This is a genomic window from Kribbella sp. NPDC000426 (assembly GCF_040300265.1).
Classification (GTDB): Bacteria; Actinomycetota; Actinomycetes; order Propionibacteriales; family Kribbellaceae; genus Kribbella.
On the sequence record NZ_JBEPDK010000002.1, the window covers coordinates 311,935 to 332,262 of the forward strand.

15 protein-coding genes are annotated in these 20,328 nt (G+C 65.0%); 8 read left to right on the forward strand and 7 right to left on the reverse strand.

Going from position 1 to position 20,328, the window contains the following annotated elements:
* Positions 1 to 70: 70 nt before the first annotated feature.
* The 6 genes from ABT313_RS09410 to ABT313_RS09435 all read right to left on the reverse strand — a co-directional run bounded on the left by ABT313_RS09410 (position 71) and on the right by ABT313_RS09435 (position 6,299).
* On the reverse strand, positions 71 to 2,113 hold the full coding sequence (locus ABT313_RS09410; RefSeq protein ID WP_350850473.1) for a PQQ-dependent sugar dehydrogenase: 2,043 nt from the start codon (positions 2,111 to 2,113) through the stop codon (positions 71 to 73).
* A gap of 182 nt (positions 2,114 to 2,295) precedes the next feature.
* Positions 2,296 to 3,114 carry a MauE/DoxX family redox-associated membrane protein gene (locus ABT313_RS09415; RefSeq protein ID WP_350850475.1) on the reverse strand — a complete coding sequence of 273 codons (819 nt, stop codon included), beginning with the start codon at positions 3,112 to 3,114 and terminating at the stop codon, positions 2,296 to 2,298.
* Position 3,115: 1 nt separating this feature from the next.
* On the reverse strand, positions 3,116 to 3,718 hold the full coding sequence (locus tag ABT313_RS09420) for a cell wall protein (RefSeq protein ID WP_350850477.1): 603 nt from the start codon (positions 3,716 to 3,718) through the stop codon (positions 3,116 to 3,118).
* Positions 3,719 to 3,731: 13 nt separating this feature from the next.
* Positions 3,732 to 4,043, reverse strand: a complete 312-nt coding sequence (locus ABT313_RS09425; RefSeq protein ID WP_350850478.1) for an RlpA-like double-psi beta-barrel domain-containing protein — start codon at positions 4,041 to 4,043, stop codon at positions 3,732 to 3,734.
* 211 nt (positions 4,044 to 4,254) lie between these two features.
* Positions 4,255 to 5,754 (reverse strand): MFS transporter, encoded by a 1,500-nt coding sequence (locus ABT313_RS09430; protein ID WP_350850480.1) that lies wholly within the window; start codon positions 5,752 to 5,754, stop codon positions 4,255 to 4,257.
* Positions 5,751 to 6,299 carry a TetR/AcrR family transcriptional regulator gene (locus tag ABT313_RS09435; protein ID WP_350850481.1) on the reverse strand — a complete coding sequence of 183 codons (549 nt, stop codon included), beginning with the start codon at positions 6,297 to 6,299 and terminating at the stop codon, positions 5,751 to 5,753. Before ABT313_RS09435 ends, ABT313_RS09430 begins: the two co-directional genes overlap by 4 nt.
* Before the next feature lie 273 nt (positions 6,300 to 6,572).
* Here ABT313_RS09435 and ABT313_RS09440 point away from each other — a divergent pair, with 273 nt between their 5' ends.
* On the forward strand, positions 6,573 to 7,559 hold the full coding sequence (locus ABT313_RS09440) for a TerC/Alx family metal homeostasis membrane protein (protein ID WP_350850483.1): 987 nt from the start codon (positions 6,573 to 6,575) through the stop codon (positions 7,557 to 7,559).
* Here the strand turns inward: ABT313_RS09440 and ABT313_RS09445 are convergent.
* The gene (locus ABT313_RS09445) at positions 7,543 to 8,790 is read right to left on the reverse strand and encodes an MFS transporter (protein WP_350850485.1); all 1,248 of its coding nucleotides are present in this window, start codon (positions 8,788 to 8,790) and stop codon (positions 7,543 to 7,545) included. The genes ABT313_RS09440 and ABT313_RS09445 overlap by 17 nt on opposite strands.
* A gap of 317 nt (positions 8,791 to 9,107) precedes the next feature.
* Between ABT313_RS09445 and ABT313_RS09450 the strand changes: the two genes are divergently transcribed.
* The 7 genes from ABT313_RS09450 to ABT313_RS09480 all read left to right on the forward strand — a co-directional run bounded on the left by ABT313_RS09450 (position 9,108) and on the right by ABT313_RS09480 (position 20,168).
* Positions 9,108 to 9,401 carry an ArsR/SmtB family transcription factor gene (locus ABT313_RS09450; protein ID WP_350850486.1) on the forward strand — a complete coding sequence of 98 codons (294 nt, stop codon included), beginning with the start codon at positions 9,108 to 9,110 and terminating at the stop codon, positions 9,399 to 9,401.
* Positions 9,402 to 9,783: 382 nt separating this feature from the next.
* Complete coding sequence (locus ABT313_RS09455; RefSeq protein ID WP_350850488.1) at positions 9,784 to 10,785, forward strand: ABC transporter permease; 1,002 nt, start codon at positions 9,784 to 9,786, stop codon at positions 10,783 to 10,785.
* Complete coding sequence (locus tag ABT313_RS09460) at positions 10,782 to 11,732, forward strand: carbohydrate ABC transporter permease (protein ID WP_350850489.1); 951 nt, start codon at positions 10,782 to 10,784, stop codon at positions 11,730 to 11,732. The genes ABT313_RS09455 and ABT313_RS09460 overlap by 4 nt, the downstream gene beginning before the upstream one ends.
* Before the next feature lie 38 nt (positions 11,733 to 11,770).
* Positions 11,771 to 13,432, forward strand: coding sequence for a type 2 periplasmic-binding domain-containing protein (locus tag ABT313_RS09465; protein WP_350850491.1), 1,662 nt, complete (start codon positions 11,771 to 11,773; stop codon positions 13,430 to 13,432).
* A gap of 5 nt (positions 13,433 to 13,437) precedes the next feature.
* Positions 13,438 to 15,711 carry a glycoside hydrolase family 95 protein gene (locus ABT313_RS09470; protein ID WP_350850493.1) on the forward strand — a complete coding sequence of 758 codons (2,274 nt, stop codon included), beginning with the start codon at positions 13,438 to 13,440 and terminating at the stop codon, positions 15,709 to 15,711.
* Between the two features lie 108 nt (positions 15,712 to 15,819).
* Positions 15,820 to 16,836: an ABC transporter substrate-binding protein gene (locus ABT313_RS09475; protein ID WP_350850495.1), complete on the forward strand. Its 1,017-nt coding sequence runs from the start codon at positions 15,820 to 15,822 to the stop codon at positions 16,834 to 16,836.
* Positions 16,837 to 17,804: 968 nt separating this feature from the next.
* Positions 17,805 to 20,168, forward strand: a complete 2,364-nt coding sequence (locus ABT313_RS09480; protein ID WP_350850496.1) for a hypothetical protein — start codon at positions 17,805 to 17,807, stop codon at positions 20,166 to 20,168.
* The last annotated feature ends 160 nt before the right edge of the window (positions 20,169 to 20,328 follow it).

A 20,328-nucleotide genomic window follows, 5' to 3' on the forward strand; every position in this document is an offset into this window, starting at 1 on the left:
GGAGACCACCTCTGCAGGCCCTCGACGTCATCCTGCGCAGCAGTAAGAACTGACGCCGAGGGCCGACCGGCTAAGAGAACTTCAACCGTACGATCACGTTGTCGATCCTGCTCGGCGTTCCGCCGTTCTTGTCGTCGTTCGTCGAGGTCAGCCAGAGCCCACCGTCCGGCGTCCGGGTGACGCTGCGGAGGCGGCCCCAGCGGCCGGAGAAGACGGCCTGGGGTGTCCCGACACCGTTGCCTGCGGCATTGATCTTCGTGACCCAGAGCTGCTCGCCGGTGACGCCGGCGATGTAGATCCAGTCGTTGACGATCTCGATGCCGCTCGGCCCGGCCTGCGACGTCGACCACGTCCGCTTCGGTGCGATGTACCCGGAGCAGTCGCCGATCGTGCCCTCGCACGCCGGCCACCCGTAGTTCCCGCCCTTCTGGATCAGGTTGAGCTCGTCCTGGCTGTTCTCACCGAACTCGGCGGCCCACAGCTGACCGCGGGAGTCCCACGCCAGGCCCTGCGGGTTGCGGTGGCCCCAGCTCCAGACGTACCGGGCGTTGCCGCCGCTGCTGTAGAACGGGTTGTCGCTCGGCGGCGTACCGTCCGGGTTCATCCGGAGGATCTTGCCGTTGAGCGAGTTCTTGTTCTGCGCGTTGCCGGAGTTCTTCGCGTCGCCGACCGTCGCGTACAGCTTCCCGTCCGGACCGAACGCGATCCGGCCGCCGTTGTGGTACCGGTTCTTCGCGAGACCGGTCAGCACCGGCGACGAGGTCGTGGCCAGCTTGCCGTCCTCGTACTTCATCCGCACGATCCGGTTGTCGCCGGAAGCAGTGTGGTAGAAGTACACCCAGTGGTCGGTCGCGAAGTTCGGCGACAGCGCGACACCGAGCAGACCGCCTTCACCGCTGGTCGTCACCACGCCCGGCACCTTCCCGAGCGTCGTCTTCTGGCCGGACGCCGTCACCCGCAGTACTTCGAACCGGTCCCGCTCGGTCACCAGCGCCGACCCGTCCGGCAGGAAGGCCACACTCCACCCGAGATCGACCTTCGCGATGTCCTTGTCGTACGCCGGAATGCCGCCGGCGCCACCGGTCGATGTACGAACCGTGACGGCGTTGCTCGCCGCGGATGCGTTGCCGTCGGGGTCACGCGCCTTCACGGTGAACGTGTACTCCGTGTTCGCGGTCAACCCGGTGACGGTCGTGGTGAGCGAGCCGGTCGTCGCGACCTTCGCCGAGCCCTGGTACACGTCGTACCCGGCGATACTCCCGCTGTTGTCGGTCGATGCGTTCCAGGCGAGCGAGACGCTGTTCGCGCTGGTACCGGTCGAGTGCAGGTTGCCGGGCACGGACGGCGGTTGCGTGTCGCCGCTGCCGGGCGTGGTGAACGTGACCACGTTGCTCTGCTGCGAAGCGTTGCCCGCGGCATCGAACGCGCCGACCGAGATGTCGTACGACGTGTTCGCGGTCAACGTGTCGACGGTCGCCGAGAGAGTGTTGCCGTCGACAACCTTCAGGACGTTGCCGCCGCGGTTGATCTCGTACCGGACGACGCCGACGTTGTCGGTCGCGGCGGTCCAGTGGAAGGTCGCGGCGTTCGACTTGATGTCGCTGACGGTCAGGTTGCCGGGCGCCGACGGCGGTGTGCTGTCGTCGGTGGTGGGTGTGACGGTCAGTTTGTCGGCGTTGGGTCCGCCGTCGGCGCTGGTCGCGCGGGCGCGGATCTTGTTCGTGCCGGCGGTGAGCTGGAGCCGAACGGTCTTGGTCTTCCAGGTCGTCCACGCGCCGGTGCCGGGGAACGTGATGCCGACCGCGCCGGGCTGTCCGTTGACGGTGATGTCCATCGGCCGGGTGGCGTCGGTGCCGTTCGCGTACCGCAGGGTGACGTCGGCGGGACCGGCCGGGGCGGTGACGGTCCATTCGACGTAACTGCCGACGAGATTGTCGTAGTTGACGAAGCCACTGCCGGTGTAGCCGGCGTGGTTGGACTCGACCACACCTTGCGAGATGGCCGCATCCTCGGCCTGGTAGTCGGTCGACGCCGCGGTGGCGGCCGGTGGTGCGCTGAGCCCGAGCGTGGCGACGGCCAGCGCGGTGACAGCCCAGATCAAGCGGGGTCTCATGAGGTCTCCTGGATTTCCGGGGCGGAGGAGGTGCAGGGGACTAACTATTAGGAAAGCTTCCTAACGATAATCCGATCTGTCAACAGCGCGGATCCGCAGGCCGTCACAATGCCGCCGCCCCCGGCACGGTCAGCGTGGCGGGGGCGGCGGGACTCGATTGTGACGGCCTGGAGATCCGGGTCCTACCCGGCGGTGGCCAGCACAGTTGGGCGGTAGAGGGTCAGGCCCGAGGTTTCGTCGACGACGGCGACCCGGACGGATTCCGGGGCGGAGTCCTGGTGCGGTACGGCGAAGACGGCGGTCGCGCGGCGGCCGTCGTACCTGGCGACGTAGCTCAAGTAGCGCCAGTCGTCGTCGTCCCAGTAGTCGTGGATGTCGGAGCGCAGCAGCCCGTCGACCGCGCGGTACGCCGGGCTGAGCAGAACCCGCCGCTGGGTTGCGGCGAGTGGTGCGATGCCGGACGCGGTACCGGCGTACGGATGGCTGAGCCTGATCCGGAAGCGGCGGATCGGGAGCAGCCAGTAGCGGTCGAGCTCCGCGGACAGCATCACGAACGCCGCTGCCTCGACCACGAGCACGGCCAGTGCCGGACCTGCCGACCACCAGCCGGCCGTGGCCGTTGTCGCCACGACAGCAGTTGCCAGGAGCAACAAGGCGCGTGCGATTGCCCGGTAACCAACGGGTCTGGCCGACTTCCCGGCACATCCACACGACGCCTCTGGTACGACGACCTTCGAGTAGATGAGGAATCCGGTGAAGCCAAGGCCTAGTGCGGCAGCGGCGACAGCCTCGATGGCCCAAGCAGGTGGTGCAAGCAGAGCCAGGCCGATGACGGCTTCGATCGCGGCGACGGCTCGGTAAGCGGGTCTTGCGCGTGAATCGCCCACCAAGCGGGGGAGCGCGGTGCGGTCGGCCTGCTCGAGATCCCTGAACTTGCCGTACGACGACCAGAGCAGGAGCAGCCCGATCAAGAGCGGCTGAGCAGCCGCCAGAGTGCCCATGTCAGTTCGACGTGTAGATCGTCGCGATGTCGATCTCGTTGGTGCCTGGACGCCAGGCGCCGATCACCTGGGCGTGCCGGCCGACCTTGAGCATCGACAGGTCCGATACCGCCGGCGTGCCGTTGTAGACGGCTGCCGTCGTACCGGGCTGGACGTGTCCGACCACCTTCTGCCCGTGGTGGTCGAACTGCACGCCGGAGCGGGCGATCGACGTGATGGCGACGGTCAGGTTGACGATGTTGACCCAGACTGCCTCGGCGGCGAGTACTCCGTCCGGCAGCAGCACGCCACGCGCGTAGAGGCCGTCGCCGATCTTGGCCTGGTCGATCGTGGTCGGGCGGAGCTTCCAGACACTCGTCACACCGGTCAGCTGGATCCGGTGCATCCGGCCGTCGGATCCCTGTACCTGCAGGAGATCCTGGTTCCGGCCGGTGATCAGTCCTTCGGCGAAGTTCGGGTCCGGCTGGCCGGCGTCCGCGAACTGTGCGCCGGCGGCGAACGCGGTCTCCGGCGCGAGTGAACCCAGCGCGGTGGCGGCGACCAGGCCGGTCGCGCCGATAGCCGCACGGGAGAGCAGGGAACGACGGTCCATCGTGGTAGTCATCTCGGCTCTCCTCTCAGGCCACATCGATCGATACGGGGGACAGGCCGCTGTTCAGGCTGAGGCCGAGCGCGCTGAACGCGGCCGGCGTGAAGTCGATGACCCGGTTCGAGGCGCAGTTCCCGCCGCAGCAGGTCCGTTCGCCGCAGAACAGGTCGGTCTGCGGACCGCAGTCCGCGATCGACGTGACCACCCGCTTGCCCGTGCACAGGCTGGTGGTGGCGTGCTTGAACCCGCAGGTGCGCCGGGACATCCCGGTGATCCCGCAGGTGTCCGGATGGGTGATGGCGTAGCAGCTGTCCGAGGTGTTCGGCCACGCGTGCTGCATGTTTCCCGAGTTGCATGTCCCGCAGGCGCCGTGCCCGGCGCTTCCACAGGGACCCCATGCGTTCCCACAACAGAACCATGAGGCTTCGGCGGTGATTCCGGCCATGACAGATTCCTCCTAGGCCTAGGGGCGGTAAGACCTAACAGGAACTGTTTGTACTCCGTTCGGGCGGAATCTCCCAGAGCTCAGCGCGGAAATGGAAACTTTTTGCCTACTGTTCGTGCGTACTCAGGGTTTGACCACGCAGGAGGAACCACGCCGCGACCGCCGTCGCCAGCAGGACCGCAGCACCGACACCCGCCGCGGTCGCGACGCCGCTGGCGAAGGATTGGCGGGCCGCGTCCAACAGCGCGGAAGCGGCTTCGGGCGGCAGGTGCGCCGCGGCCTCCACGGCACCGCCGAGTGACTCGTGCGCCGCTTCCGGCGTACCGGCAGGGCTCGCGAAGTTGCGGTAGATGCCGGTGACGATCGAGCCGAGCAGCGCGATACCGAGCGCCGCACCGAGTTCATAAGCAGTCTCGGACACCGCACTCGCTGCCCCCGCCTGCTCCTTTGGTACTGCGGTCAGGATCACGTCAGCCGTGACGGTGAACGAGAACCCGGCGCCGGCCCCGACCACGAGCAGCGCTGCGCCGAGCAGCGGATACCCGGTCGTGTGGCTGATCGTCGTAAGCGCAGCCAGCGCCAGACCGATCGCAGCCAGCCCGCCCGCGACGACCGCGCGTACGGAGAACCGCCGTGCGACGCGACCCGCGAGCAGACCCGCGACAACCGACCCGATCGCGGCAGGCAGCTCCGCGAGGCCGGCCTCGAGCGGCCGCCTGCCCTGCACCAACTGGAGGTACTGCGAGAGGAAGAAGATCAACCCCGACAATCCGAGAATCGTGAGAAGGTCGGCCAGGACCGCGCTGCTGAAACCACGGCTGCGGAACAAGCGCAGATCCAGCAACGGAATCGGCAGCCGGCGCTGGCGCCGTACGAATCCGAACAGACCGGCCGTGCCGACGACCAACGCCGCAACGGCGATCCAGCCGAAGCCGTTGGCCGCGAACTCCTTGATCGCGTAGACGACGCCGATCATGCCGACCATCGACAGGACCACGCTGAGCAGATCCCACGGACCCGGCTCGGGATTGCGCGACTCTGGCAGCAGCTTCGCTCCGACGATCACCAGTACCGCCATCACCGGCAGGTTGATCAGGAAGACCGAACCCCACCAGAAGTTCTCCAGCAGTACGCCGCCGACGATCGGACCGACCGCCATCCCGGCCGACGCGGCCGCGCCCCAGATGCCGATCGCGAGGCTGCGCTCGCGCGGGTTGTGGAACAGGTTGCGGATCAGCGCGAGCGTGGCCGGCATCAGCGTCGCACCGGCGACACCGAGCAGTGCCCGGGCGGCGATCATCAGCTCGGCCGAGTTCGCGTACGCGGTGAGGACGGAGATCGCGCCGAACGCCGTCGCGCCGACCAGCAGGATGCGCTTGCGGCCGATCCGGTCGCCCAGGCTGCCCATCGAGACGAGCAGCCCGGCGAGGACGAACGAGTACGCGTCGCCGATCCACAGGAGCTGCGTGCCCGACGGCTGCAGATCCTCTGTGAGGAAGGGTGTTGCCAGGCCGAGGACCGTCGCGTCGACCGCGACGAGCAGCACGGCCAGCACGAGTACGCCGAGTGCGAGCCAGCGCCCCGGCCGGGTGACCTGTTGCTTCATTCCGTTCTCCGTACTGCGCCGCCGAGCAGCAGCTCGGCGATGTTCGAGGTGAAATCCCTGGCGGCGAGCCGGCCCTCGTAGATCGCCCAGGCCGCGGAGACCAGCAATCCGTAGAGCGCCTCGCTCAACCAGACCGGGCTGAGGTCGATCCGGAACTCGCCGGCCTCTTGGCCGCGCCGGAACAGCGCGACCATGCGGGCGTCCAGCCGGGCCCAGCCCTCGTTCTGCCCGTCGCCTTCGAAGAGCTGATTCTCCGAGTACAGGAACGCGAGGAGGCCCGCGGCCGGCTCCAGCTCACGGATCAGGCGCCGTACTGCGTCGGCGGCCGGACCGTCGTCGATAACCGCCCGCTGTACTGCGCTCTCGCACTCGGCGAGCCCGAGCTCCTCGAGCGCGCGGACGAGTGCGTCCCGTCCGGCGAACTGCCGGTTCAGCGTCGCGCGACTGATCCCGGCGGCCCGTGCGACCTCGTCCATCGTCGCGCCGGACTTCCGCATCAGCAGTCCCGCGGCATCCCGCAGTACCCGCTCCCGATCCACAGCCATGAGACAAGAATAACCCATTTGAGACATCTATGTCTCAAGCCTGGCCTTGCAGTCAGTATGCGGTATACGATCTTGGGTGTGTCCGGGAATAGATCGGAACCGGATATGCTTACAGCGTTTGTGGAGGGGAGTATTCCGCCACGGCAGTGTCGTCATCACGGGAGGCCCTCACGGCCGAACCGGTGCTGCCGGCCCAGGGGCACCTGGGTGGAAGAGACCTCCGGACCGAGCTAGTCGTATGCCCACGTCCGGAGGATCCCTATGGTCTCTGTCATGCCGCCCGTCGTCTGGGTGCTCACGATCATCGGCCTGCTCGCGATCGTCGCGTTCGACCTGATCGTGATCGCGCGCCGCAACCACACCGTGACGATCAAGGACGCGACCCGGTGGGTGCTGTTCTACGTCGGCCTCGCGGGACTCTTCGCGCTCGGTCTGTTCCTGTTCAGTCCGGGGCAGAGCGGCAGCGAGTTCGTCGCCGGGTACATCACGGAGTACAGCCTCAGTGTCGACAACCTGTTCGTGTTCGTGATCATCATGGCGCGGTTCGCCGTCCCGAGCCTGGCGCAGGACAAGGTGCTGTACATCGGCATCGTGGTCTCGATGCTGCTGCGGGCGGTCTTCATCCTGGCCGGCGCGGCGGCGATCTCGGCGGCGAGCTGGGTGTTCTACATCTTCGGCGCGTTCCTGGTCTACACCGCGGTCCGGCTGGCGCTCGAGGGTGAGAACGACGAGAGCGACTTCCAGGAGAACGTCGTCATCCGGGGGATGCGCCGGATCCTGCCGCTGCAGCACGACTACGACGGTGCGAAGCTGGTCACGAAGACCGACGGGCGGCGGATGCTGACGCCGCTGGTAATCGTGATCGCCGCGATCGGGATGGCGAACGTGATCTTCGCGCTCGACTCGATCCCCGCGATCTTCGGGCTCACCCAGGACGCGTACATCGTGCTGACCGCGAACGCGTTCGCGCTGATGGGTCTGCGTCAGCTGTACTTCCTGATCGGCGGCCTGCTCGAGCGGATCATCTACCTGAACGTCGGCCTGTCGGTGATCCTCGCGTTCATCGGCGTCAAGCTGATCATCGAGGCGCTGCACGGCTCGCACATCGACGACATCGGCGCGATCCACCTACCCCATATTGGCATCCTGACCTCGCTCGGCTTCATCGTCGGCACGCTGTTCGTGACCACGGTCGCCAGCTTGATCAAGTCGTCGTACGACAACCGCCGGGAAGAGATCCGGGTCAAGGTCGACGACTGACCTCCTCGGTACGGCGTACGTCCTTGAGACGCAGGTACAACACAGGGATCGGCGTCCAGATCAGTCCGGACGCGAGCAATGCGGCGCGCAGGGACGTGCGGCCCAACGCACCGAGCGGTGGGCCGCCGGCGACCTGACCGATGGCGTTCGCCTGGGAGACCATCGAGATCACCGTCGCGCGCGACTTCGAGTCGACGTGGCGGTTCAGCCAGGCAGACTCGATCGGGTACGCGAGGGTGCCGGCGACGGTGTTCAGCCACATGGCGGCGAGCGCGAGCCAGAGGTTCCCGAGCAGGGCGAACGAGCAGATGCCGACCACCTGCAGCGTCGCCAGGGTCGCGAGGATGCCGGTCGGGTGCGCGGCGGACAAGCGGTCGGGGGAGAGCCGGTTCAGCACGAGCGACGTGAACAGCGACAACAGCGTCCCGACGAGTGCGAGCACGGTGAACCAGAACGCGGGGTCCGACGTACCGAAGACCGTCGGGAAGGTGAAGTTCAGGATCTTCACCGACCACAGCCGGTCGAACGCCTCGCTGGCCAGGCCGGAGATCAGGCTGATGATCACGAGCGTGCGTACGACGGGACGCCGCCGGGCCGCCTGGAGACCGCTCTTGAACGTCTCGGCCATCTGCCGGAACGTCTCGCGCTCCTGCTTCGGGGTCCGGTGGAAGTTCTGTTCGCGCATGAAGACCGCGAGCATCAGCGCCAGCAGGATCATCCCGGCGCCGGAGATCGCCATCGGCAGCGGCAGGCTGATCAGACCGAGCGCGCCGGCGCAGACGATTCCGGCGATCCTGCCGCCGAGCTCGAACTGCTGGGCGCGGACGAAGACCGGAGCGGCGCGTTCGGTGCCGATCTCGTCGGTGATCCAGGCCTGGTCGGCGCCGGAGGTGAACGTGAAGCCGACGCCCCAGAGCACCTGGGCGGCGAGGATCGCGAGGAAGGCCGGCACCAGGCCCTGGAGGAGGAAGCCGGCGCCGATCAGCACGAAGCCGATGATGATCGAGAGCCGACGGCTGTAGAGGTCGGCGACGATGCCGGTCGGGATCTCGAACAGGAAGCAGGCGAGCTCGAGGGTGGTCCCGACCAGAACCATCTGCAGCGGGTTCAGGCCGGCGTCGCGGACGTAGTAGACCGCGCTGAGAGTGAACGACAGCGCGGCCAGGAACGACCAGGCGGCGTTGTAGACGTAGTACGTCCTGATGGGGTCCGCGGACCGGTAGACAGGCATGGCGAATTGCTCCCGAAAGCGTGTGCGGGCATGACGAAGCGCGACCGGCGGTCAAACGCTTGACGTGACGCACGACGGTGGCCCGGATCGGGCCGCGGAGGTGCGCTTTCAGCAGCGGGTTCGCATGCCGCTCAGGGTAGAGGAGACCCGGCGCGTCCGCCTCCGAATTAGCCGACCACAGTCGGTGATCCGGGGTACTATCGTTAATGCCTGGCCCGGCCGTTCCCCCGTGATGGTCGGGTCAGGTTTTTGCCGCATTGCGTAAGTAGATCCTTACGCGTAAGGTCTGGCTTACGCGATTGGAAGGTGTTGTGGCGATGGAGGTCGGCGCGGTCCTGGCCTCGCTGGCCGATGCCTCCCGGCGGCGGATCGTGACGCGGCTGGCCCAAGGCCCGGCGACGACCGGTCAACTGGCCGAACTGTTCCCGATCAGCCGGCCCGCAGTGTCGCAGCACCTCAAGATCCTGCAGACCGCCGACGTGGTGCGGACCACGCTGGTCGGCCGCCACCGCTGGCACGAACTGAACCCCGACGCCCTCCACACCCTCGCCCACTGGGCCGTCGACGTCGCAACCCGCCACGAGAAGTCGGCCCCGTCGGCCTCCTCCTAGGTCTCCACGTCTACGAGGCCTGATTTCAGGTCTTGACATAAGTGCCCGGGGGCGGGTTGACTGCCATATAGTTAACGGCAGAAAATAATTGTGGATCGGTCCGGTGTCGGTGGCTCAGAGCGACTCCGGGCTTGATCGGTGTGTGCCCGGATCCGATGGCTGGCCATCGGATCATTCGGCGTTTGCCGTCCGGTAGTTGCTAGCGGCAACACGGGATACGCCTTGTTTGCAAGGGATTCAGTGGCATCGGTCACCGTCCGGTATCGACCGGGCCGGGAACTCTTCCGCTCCGCCGGGGTTGTGTGTCATCCTCCGGGATAGCGAAACCCGAGATCCTATCGGATATCGGTTCCACTCCAGCGCGTGAGGGAAAGGATGCGGAGTGAGCGCAACCTTCGAGGTGAAACCGGCGCCGGCGCCAGCGGCGTCGCGGGCGGGTGAGACGGCCGTCCGGAAGCCACCGCGAACATCCCGCCGGACCCAGGCCCGGCGGAGCCTGCGGCGGCATTGGCAGCTGTACCTGCTGATCGTCGTACCGCTCGCGTACTTCGTCATCTTCAAGTACATCCCGATCACCAACGCGGTGATCGCGTTCAAGGACTACAGCCCGGTCAAGGGCCCGTGGGGCAGCGACTGGGTCGGGTTCAAGAACTTCGAGCTGTTCTTCCAGAACCCGGTGTTCTGGACCCTGGTGAAGAACACCTTCCTGCTGTCGGTGTACACGGTGCTGGCCAGCTTCCCGATCCCGATCATCCTGGCGATCGCGCTGAACGAGATCCGCAACGGCCGGTTCAAGAAGACCGTCCAGCTGGTCACCTACGCGCCGTACTTCATCTCCACCGTCGTCGTGGTCTCGATGACGATCCTGGTGCTGTCGCCGCGGCTCGGCTTCGTCAACGACGCGATCGGGCTGTTCGGCGTACCGTCGATCGACTTCCTCGGGAACCCCAACTACTTCCGCCATATCTACGTCTGGTCCGACGTCTGGCAGACCACCGGGTACTCCGCGGTGATCTACCTGGCCGCGCTGTCCGGCATCGACCCGGCGCTGCACGAATCGGCGCGGATCGACGGCGCCAGCCGGCTGCAGCGGATCCGCCACGTGGACCTGCCGGGAATCATGCCGACCGCGGTGATCATCCTGGTGCTCGGCGTCGGCAACATCATGTCGATCGGGTTCGAGAAGGCGTTCCTGCTGCAGAACCCGCTGAACACCGCGCAGTCCGAGATCATCGCCACCTACGTCTACAAGACCGGTCTGCTGAACGCGGACTTCAGCATGGCGACGGCCATCGGGCTCTTCAACTCGGTGATCAACCTCTTCCTGCTGCTCGGTGTGAACTTCGTCGCCAAGCGCATCACCGGAAACGGACTCTGGTCATGAGCGTCACACTGCAAGGGTTCCGGCGTACGACGCCCCGCGCCGAAGGCTCGAAGCGGACCGCGATCGAGGAGACGCGGACCGACAAGATCTTCCTGGCCGGCGTGAAGATCATGCTCTGGCTGGCCCTGATCATCGTCGCGGTCCCGCTGATCTACATCGTCGCGAACTCGTTCAGCAGCCCGTCGGCGGTGAGCGCGGGCCGCGTCCTGTTCTGGCCGATCGAGCCGAGCATCCGCGCGTACAAAGAGGCCTTCAGCGATCCGCTGATCATGAAGGGCTACCTGAACTCGTTCATCTACGCGATCGGCGGGACCTTGATCAGCGTCACGCTGACGATCGCGATCGCGTACCCGCTGTCCCGCCGGACGTTCTTCGGCCGCAACGTGATCATGAGCGTGCTGATCTTCACGATGTTGTTCTCCGGCGGGCTGATCCCGACGTACCTGGTCGTCCAGGACCTCGGGATGCTCAACACCCGCTGGGCGATGGTGATCCCGAGCGCGATCGGGGTCTGGCAGGTGATCATCGCCCGGACTTTCTTCCGCTCGACCATCCCGGACGAGCTCTACGAGGCGGCCACCATCGACGGGGCCAGCGACCTGCGGTTCCTGTGGTCGATCGTGCTGCCGTTGTCGAAGCCGGTGATCGCGGTGATCGCGTTGATGTACGCGATCTTCCAGTGGAACAGCTACTTCGACGCCCTGATCTACCTCAAGGACCCCGGTCTGTACCCGCTGCAGATCGTGCTCCGCAACGTGCTGATCCTGAACACCCTCACCGGATCCACCACCACGACGAACCTGGCCCAGCAGCTCGAACAGCAGCAGCTGGCCAACGTCCTCAAGTACGCGCTCATCGTCATCTCGAGCCTGCCCGTACTGATCATCTACCCGTTCGTCGCCCGCCACTTCACCAAGGGCGTAATGGTCGGCGCGGTCAAGGGCTGAGCCACGAGGCTCAATCCACTTCAGAGAGGAACACAGCAATGCGCTCATCCGTGAGCAAGGTCGTCGCGCTGGCGGCCGCCGGTGCGCTCGCCCTGGCGGCGTGCAGCTCGGACAAGTCGTCCAAGGGGGCGGCGAACGAGACCTCGGCCGACGGCAAGGTCGTCATCGACACGTTCACGCCGTCGGACTCCAGCACCAACCTGACCACCAACGCGGTCACCAAGATCATGAGCGACAAGTTCAAGATCCAGTTCCGGTGGCAGACCACGACGTACGACGCCGGCCCGGCCAAGGAGAAGCGCCAGATCGCGCTGGCCAGCGGCGACTACCCGGACCTGTTCTTCCTGATCCCGTGGGTCGACGCGTTCACCCAGGCCGAGGTGCTCAAGCTCGGCCAGCAGGGCGTCGCGGTGCCGCTCGAGGGCCTGATCAAGGACAACGCGCCGAACATCCAGAAGGTGCTCGACAGCAACAAGGAATACAAGGAGATGGCGACCGCGCCCGACGGTCACATCTACGCGCTGCCGCAGTGGGCCGACTGCTTCCACTGCACCTACCCGGACAAGCTGTGGATCAACAGCACCTGGCTGAAGAAGCTCGGCCTGCAGGTGCCGAAGACCACCGACGACCTGCGCAACGTGCTCGAGGCGTTCAAGACCAAGGACCCGAACGGCAACGGCAAGGCCGACGAGATCCCGATGACCACCGACGTCCAGGACAGCAGCCTGATTGCGTACCTGATGAACGCGTTCGCCTACGACCCGGTCGGCGCGAACAACGGCGTCCGGTCGCTGCTCACGCTGAACGGCGACAAGGTCGTCACGCCGGTCGCGTCGGACCAGTGGAAGGAAGGCCTGAAGTACATCCACGGCCTGTACAAGGACGGGCTGATCGACCAGGCCGCGTTCACCCAGAACGCGCAGGCGCTGCAGGCCCAGGGCAACGACCCGAAGGCGGTCAAGCTCGGATCGGTGCCGGTCCTGTGGCCGGGCATCTTCGTCCAGCTGGACTCCAAGGACGGCCGCGACAAGCAGTACGACGCCGTACCGCCGCTGACCGGTCCGGAGGGCAAGAGCTACACCGGGTACAACCACCCGACCTCGACCGGCTACACGTTCATGCTGACCAACAAGGCCAGTAAGGAGGCCCAGGTCGCGGCGATCAAGATGCTCGACTGGATCTACAGCGACGAGGGTCAGATGATCACCAACATGGGTCCGGAGGGTGTCGGCTGGACCAAGCCCGCCGCCGGTGACATCGCGCTCGACGCGAGCACCAAGCCGCTGTACAAGCCGGTGCAGAATGCCCCGAAGAACATCAGCTGGGGCGCGCTCGGCCAGTACAACAACACCTTGGCCTTCCGGAATGCGCAGGTCACGCCGAAGGACATCTACAGCGGCGCCGGGCTGGAGCGGCGGCTGTGGGAGGCGACCAAGCAGTACGAGGGACATGTCGACAAGTCGCAGTGGTTCCCGCAGGCGTTCATGTGGCCGGACCCGAGCCTGAGCGGCGAGATCGCCACGCTGCAGACGAACCTGAACAACTACGTGAACCAGAACCAGCTGGCCTTCATCACCGGTTCGAAGAACATCGACACCGACTGGGACGCGTACGTGAAGGGTCTCGACAGCACCGGCATGCCGCGGTACCTGGAGATCAACCAGCAGGCGTACGACAAGTACAAGAGCGGTTCGAAGTAGGGCTGATGTCTCATAACCTGTGGTTCCGCACCCCCGCGCCGGACTGGTTCGAGGCGTTGCCGGTCGGCAACGGGCACCTCGGCGGGAAGGTGTTCGGCCGGGTCGGCGAGGAGCGGATCGCGCTCAACCTCGACGACGTCTGGTCGGGTGACGGTCCGCGTACCTTGACGGTGCCGGACGGGCCGGCGGTGCTGGCCGACGTACGCCGGCTGTTGCTGGAAGAAGGTGATCGGCTGGCGGCCACCGAGCGGACCCGGGCGTTGCAGGGTCCGTTGGTGGAGTCGTACCAGCCGCTCGCCGACCTGGTGATCCGGTCGGCCGGCGGCGTGGGTGCGGACTACAGGCGGAGTTTGGATCTGCGCACCGGAATCGTCGGTGTGGAATACGCAGTGGACGGGACCCGGTTCCGGCGTGAGACCTTCGTGTCCACGCCGGACCAGGTGATGGTGTGGACGATCACGGCCGACCGGCCGGGTGCTGTCGATCTCGAGCTGTCGCTGGAGAGTCAGCACCCGGTCCGGCCATCGGCTGCCGATGGCATCTACGGCGTGGTTGGGCACGCGCCGTCGGATCTGACGATCGAGTACCGGGACCGGCCGGACCCGATCCGGTACGAGGAAGGGCGCGGCATCGGCTTCGGTGTCGCGCTACGGGCGCTGGTCGACGGCGGGACGGCGGTGGCTTCGGACGCGGGCGTCGTGGTTCGTGGCGCGGACAGTGTGACGGTGGTGTTGTCGGCGGCAAGCACTTTCGCCGGGTGGTCGGTGCCGCCGGGGCGGGATCCGTTAGTTGCTTTGGGTGCCGCGGTGGCGGTCTTGGACTCGGTTGCCGTGGACAAGCTTCGTTCGCGGCATGTCGAGGACCACGTGGCGCTGTACGACCGTTGTTCGCTTTCGTTGGGTGCGCCAAGTGAATTGCCGACCGACGAGCGGATCGCCGCAATAGCTGCTGGGGGCAACGATCCGGATCTGGTGGCGCTGACGTTCAACTTCGGCCGGTACCTGTTGATGGCGTCCTCCCGCCCCGGGACGCAGGCGGCCAACCTGCAGGGGATCTGGAACCAGGACCGCCGGCCGATGTGGGCCAGCGACTGGACCAACAACATCAACACCCAGATGAACTACTGGCCGGCCGACCTGACTGGCCTGCACGAGTGCTTCGACCCGCTGACCGACCTGCTCGAAGGGCTGGCCTCATCCGGCGCGGAGACTGCCCGGATTCTGTACGACGCACCGGGGTGGGTATCGCATCACAACGCGGACCTGTGGCGCGCGACCTGGCCGGTAGGCGCGGGTGGTGACGATCCTGTCTGGGCGATGTGTGCGACGTGCGGAGTGTGGCTGACGGCGCATCTGATGGAGCACTATCGCTTCACGCTGGACGTGGACTTCCTTCGCGACCGTGCGTACCCGTTGATCGCGGGTGCGGCGGAATTCGTGCTGTCGATGCTCGTGGACGACGGTTCACAGCTGCAGTTCATCCCGTCGACGGCCCCGGAGCATCACTTCATCCTGCCGTCGGGTGCGAAGGCGTCGGTGGACCTGACCTCGACGTACGACCTCTGGCTGATTCGCGAGCTGTTCGCGAACCTGGCTGAGGCGGCTGCGCTTCTGGGGTTGGAGTCTTCCTTGGTTTCGCGTGCTGTGGCGGCTCGTGATCGTCTGCCTGCGGTGCGCGTGACGCCGGACGGGCGGTTGTACGAGTGGCCGACGGACTGGCCGCCGTCCGAGCCTCAACATCGGCATCAGTCGCATCTTTACGGGTTGTACCCGGGAGCCGAGATCGACCCGGCGAGTACGCCGGAGTGGGCCGCGGCCGCTCGTGCTTCGTTGGACCTGCGGACCGACGGTGCGGTGAACGGCGGGTGGACCGCGGCGTGGCTGGTGGCGTTGTGGGCGCGGTTGTTCGAGCCCTCGAAGGCTGCGGCTGTGATCCAGGACTACCTGGGACGGTTGGTGTCGGACAACCTGCTGCACCGCGACGGCGACATCTTCCAGATCGACGCGAACTTCGGCATGACCGGGTGCATCCCGGAGTTGCTGCTGCAGAGCCATACCGACGTGATCCGGGTCCTGCCGGCGTTGCCGTCGGATTGGCCGGACGGGTCGTTCCGCGGTCTGCGGGCGCGCGGCGGCCTGTCGTTCGACGTGACGTGGCGGGACGGCGTACTGACCGAGGCCGTCGTACGGGCGTCGCACGCGGGCACACACCGCATCGCGCTGCCCGGCGGGGAGCGGACTGTGGAACTCGCAGCCGGCGAGCAGCGCACCCTCGTCTGACACTTTGAGCACCGGTCAACCGTTTCCGCCGTGCCGGAGTGATTGGCCGGTGCACAATGTGGACCTGGTTAGGTCTGCCTAACCTTGGTTGTTGTAGGCTCAACGTTCGTGAAGAAGCTGATAGGGATCGTCGTGTCGGCCGCCGTACTGCTCGTCGCGGGCTGCGGTGGTGGCGACAGCACCAAGAGCGCGGACACCGGGGTCGGAGACAAGGACGTCGCGACCGGCGGGCGGCTGTTCAGCACCGCCGACGCCGAGACCGCGAAGCTCGGCTCCGACGCGGCGCCGGGGGTGTTCCCGCGGACCGTGAAGGGCGCGCTCGGCTCGGTGCAGATCCCGGCCAAGCCGACGCGGGTCGTCGTACTGGACAGCGGCGAGCTGGACGACGTCCTTGCCCTCGGCATCACGCCGGTCGGTATGGCGACGACGGCGGGGCAGAACGGTGTGCCGTCGTACCTCGCGGACAAGGCGCAGGGCATCAAGACGGTCGGCGGCATCAGCGAACTCAACCTCGAGGCGATCGCGGCGCTCAAGCCCGACCTCATCCTCGGCAGCAAGCTGCGCGCGAACGACCTGTACGACAAGCTCAGCGCGATCGCGCCGACGGTGTTCAGCATCCGGCCCGGGTTCCCGTGGAAGGAGAACTTCCTGCTGGTCGCGGAAGCGGTCGGCGAGGAGAACAAGGCCACCGGGATCCTGAACGACTACCAGAAGCGCGCCAACGAGGTGAAGGCCAAGGTCCAGGGTTCGCCGACGATCTCGCTCGTACGGTTCCGGCCGGGGGAGATCCGGCTGTACGGCAACCTGTCGTTCATCGGCGTGATCCTGAAGGACATCGGCCTGCCGCGGCCGAAGATCCAGGACGTGCAGGACCTCGCCGTCGAGGTGTCGCAGGAGAACATCGGCAAGGCCGCCGGCGACTGGATCTTCTACTCCAGCTACGGCAAGCCCGACACCACCGACGAGAACAAGGTCGTCAACGGCAACCTGTGGAAGTCCCTACCCGCCGTAAAGGCCGGCAAGTCCGCCCGCGTCGACGACGAGGTCTGGTTCCTGGGCCTAGGCCCCCTAGGCGCCATGGACGTCCTCTCCGACCTCGAGAAACTGCTCGGTCCTAACGGGTAGCTGGTAAACCCCCGCGCGCTACGCGGCCGCTTTCTTCGTCGCTCCGCTCCTCAGCGCAACCGCGACGCCCGCACCCGCCCACCCCCGGCTTCCGCCGGTTGACCGCGGGCTTATCGCTGGGTTCCGAAGACGTGCTGCGGCGGGGTGTGGTGGGCCCCGCGTGCTGCGCAGTCGCTTTCTTCATCACTGCTGCTCTTCAGCGCGACTGGTACGCGAGACCCACTCGGCCCCGGAAACCGTCAGTATGTCCCTCCAGTTGCTGCCGGACAGTGGCAGTTTGCACCGGGTGAGCCTGGCTGTCGCCGTTGGGCTGCGCCTTATCGCCGGACCTGATGGCGTACTGCGGCGGGTGGAGCGTCATGGGGCTTGGGGAGCGTCGTCAGACCTGCATTCTGCAACAAGCGCTTCCTTCGTTCCTGTGCTCCTCAGCGGGACAACGGCGGCGACCAGGAATGCGACCGGCGAAGACACAAGCCGGTGTTGTAATCGACCATCCGTCGCGGCTCTAGCGTCGCAGCAACGCAAGGTGTGTGTGCGACTTGCACGATCGACGGTCTGTGGCATCCGCCCACCTCGCAGGTCCTTACGATTCCACCATCCAACACGAACGCCAACGTGGAGCCGAGCCAGCAAACGAGCCGTAGCGCCGCTGATGCTGCCACAGGCCTCGCGAAAGCCACTCCAGTGCGACAATCGCGAAACAGAATCGAGCGTCTGAAAGCTCGAGTACGAACGCCATCGAGACGGACCTCGGATGCCCGGCCTGATGACGGCATCGGCACTCATTGAGCGGACCGCGACCCGCCGGTCGGGGTGCTGAGTGAGGCCTCGGAGTGTATCCTCAATCACTATTCTGGGAACAGCGCCGTAGCACTACCCGTTTAGATGACCTTTGGGGGGCCGATGAGTCATCTAAGAGGGATTCTTCACAGCGCTGGATAAGAACCGCGAAATCTGGGGGGAATCACATGAGTGACAGTGTGCAGGCATTGAAGCGCCAGCTCGAGGACCCATCCGTCAGTGAAAATTTCAGCGAACTGCTGAGCATTTTCACGCTGCTAGCTAACTGCGTAATCGCAAAGCAATATAGGGTTCCGGATTCGTTGGTAAGGTCAATCAATTTGACAGAATTGGGCAAGGGCACTTATCAACAAGTGTCAGAAAAGCGTCGCTTTAAGCCAAATGAGCTCAAGTTGGCCATCGCTATGGCGATTGGCAGCGCGGACGGTCTATTGGTCGACCCCGAGTCGGACGTCGCAGGTCTCAGGGCGGCCCTTTCTGCCGAAATCCTGGCGCGCCGCATCCTCTTCCCTTACGTTTTTGGTAGAGACCTGCATGATCTGGCAGCTCAGAAGTATCCTGAGAAGACATTTTTGAACAATCTCCAGACATTGGCTCTGCTGCGAGAGTTGCCGCCTGGTGTCTTTCAAGAAGGGAAGACGGTCGTCGGTCCGTTCGGGGCCATTCTCTCCGATGAATTGCGCCTGATTAGCGCACGTACAGCCGTTCCTGGATACCTTTGTTCGGACGAAACTTGCAACAGCCTCCATACCATCCAGTTGCGCACTGGCGATACCTCGATCGCGAGCACCCGCGAATATGTTAATGAATACATCAGCAAGCATCATGCAGGGACCGAGGATGGACATGCCCGCGTCGTTAACGAATCGAGAGTCAAGCTGCTCGACTTCACTACGGTCGAGCCCTCTGAGGCGCTTTTCGACACACTCTCGGATGCGTTCACGGTTCCTGAACTACGGCTAGTGTCTGAGACACTTCTTAGAAACTTCTTGCGGGAAGATGGAAGTCGTGCACACTTGTCGAAGCGGTTCGGGGCGATTGTCACCAGTCCGGCGGATTTCGTCGCGTCGCTTGACAGGCCGTCGTTGTTGCAACTTCTGCTCACATTCAAAGATAAGGCGGTCGTCGGGGCCGTGGACGCAGTCATTCGAGACGGTCGGTTGCCGATGGAAGAGTACGAGATCCGCGTCGAGACTGTTGATCGGAGCGGCGCTGGCGATTCGGCGCAAGTTGGTCGTCTCGGAGTTCGGTCGTATGAGCGGTCAATAGTTGCTGAGAGGATCTTTGGTCTTCTCCAGAGACTGTATTACGATGCGGGTATTCTCGAGCCAGCTGATCTCGAATACGGTTTAGGCACCAGCGCGGGCACTGGGCCGGTCGATCTACTTGGCCTTGCGGTCAGGCGGCTTGAACCACGAGATCTACTGAAGGATCTGGTCCTGACCAACCGTCGAGCGGCTTACGAAGCGGCTGAGTACCTGGGCGTTCATGCTCCTGACAAGTTGGAGCGCGACGAATTGCTGGAGAGTATGCTCTGGAAACTCGGCGCGCCGACTGAGATTGTCTTCACCGATCTGGATCGCATGGAAAGCCATGAAGAGAGCCTGCTCTCGGCAAACGAGCGGTCCTCTGAGGAAATCCTTCGAGGGCACATTTCAAATCTATTCGCCACAGTGGAAGATTCGTTGCAGCGTGCCCTAGCATTCTCTACGTGGGCAATGACTGCTGACCATTTTTTGTTGGAGAATGGGTTTCAGTATGACCCTCTGCCGGATGCAATGCAGCTGACATGGCTTGACGAAATGGCGCCAACGGAAGTTGGTGCGCTGGCCCTAAAGAAAGATGGAAAGAATACCCTCGCTCCACTAGCCGCAGGGTTTGGCCGGCTCGCCAAGGGCCTCAAGGCGATGCAGGCCACCGACCTGATCAGGCCGGAAGATCAAGAACCACTAATTTGCCGCGCGTCGCCCAGACCGTTTGTCTTCAAAACGACCGTTCCCTACTTCGATCTCACTGCAGAGTCGCAAACGAACGTACTGTCTGCCTTGCATGAGATCGCAGCCCTGTTCTCGGACGTGATTGTGGCGAAGGTGCGCAATGCTACCGTTCACGGGAACAATCCATTCCCGTCGGCAGCGGAGATACGGCTCGCTGTCGATCGAGTCAAGCAGGGTCGTCGACTATTATCCGGCTCCGGCCTGTTCCCCCAGGTATTTGCGTTCGACGGTCGCACAATGGATGCTTTTGGCCGCGAGCGATATCGCTACATTCGCGGAGAGCGGCGAGTCGATCTAAACTGGCCGGTGTGGCCAGTGGCACCGCGAATGCCACTACATCAACCGCGGCTAGTCATAGTCGACGTCGCGTCGTTCGGTGCGGTCGGACCGATGCGCTTCTCACTCAAAGCTCGGCCCGGGAAAGATGCCTATTGGGACGACTGGCCGAAGCGCTGGAAGGTTGAGCGGCACTACAGCGGCACTGATCGTAGCGAGTTGAGTCGGGATGGGTTCGCGGAATCAGCTCCTGGATAAGTCGGACGGTGACTAGGCGGCAGAAGACAGAACGGGTTCTGGTGGAGCCTATTTGATGGTGTGATTTGAACCTGGAGGTTTGAGGGTCAGTCGGGTGCACAAGCGCGGAGCTGAGAAGTGCCGTTTCGTAAGTACCGTCTACTTCGGCCTCCGCGCTTGT

Coding starts and splice junctions, on each gene's coding strand:
- ABT313_RS09410 (WP_350850473.1), bottom strand. CDS start 2,113: ATGAGACCCCGCTTGATCTGGGCTGTCACCGCGCTGGCCGTCGCCACG.
- ABT313_RS09415 (WP_350850475.1), bottom strand. CDS start 3,114: ATGGGCACTCTGGCGGCTGCTCAGCCGCTCTTGATCGGGCTGCTCCTG.
- ABT313_RS09420 (WP_350850477.1), bottom strand. CDS start 3,718: ATGACTACCACGATGGACCGTCGTTCCCTGCTCTCCCGTGCGGCTATC.
- ABT313_RS09425 (WP_350850478.1), bottom strand. CDS start 4,043: ATGCAGCACGCGTGGCCGAACACCTCGGACAGCTGCTACGCCATCACC.
- ABT313_RS09430 (WP_350850480.1), bottom strand. CDS start 5,754: ATGAAGCAACAGGTCACCCGGCCGGGGCGCTGGCTCGCACTCGGCGTA.
- ABT313_RS09435 (WP_350850481.1), bottom strand. CDS start 6,299: ATGGCTGTGGATCGGGAGCGGGTACTGCGGGATGCCGCGGGACTGCTG.
- ABT313_RS09440 (WP_350850483.1), top strand. CDS start 6,573: ATGCCGCCCGTCGTCTGGGTGCTCACGATCATCGGCCTGCTCGCGATC.
- ABT313_RS09445 (WP_350850485.1), bottom strand. CDS start 8,790: ATGCCTGTCTACCGGTCCGCGGACCCCATCAGGACGTACTACGTCTAC.
- ABT313_RS09450 (WP_350850486.1), top strand. CDS start 9,108: ATGGAGGTCGGCGCGGTCCTGGCCTCGCTGGCCGATGCCTCCCGGCGG.
- ABT313_RS09460 (WP_350850489.1), top strand. CDS start 10,782: ATGAGCGTCACACTGCAAGGGTTCCGGCGTACGACGCCCCGCGCCGAA.
- ABT313_RS09465 (WP_350850491.1), top strand. CDS start 11,771: ATGCGCTCATCCGTGAGCAAGGTCGTCGCGCTGGCGGCCGCCGGTGCG.
- ABT313_RS09470 (WP_350850493.1), top strand. CDS start 13,438: ATGTCTCATAACCTGTGGTTCCGCACCCCCGCGCCGGACTGGTTCGAG.
- ABT313_RS09480 (WP_350850496.1), top strand. CDS start 17,805: ATGAGTGACAGTGTGCAGGCATTGAAGCGCCAGCTCGAGGACCCATCC.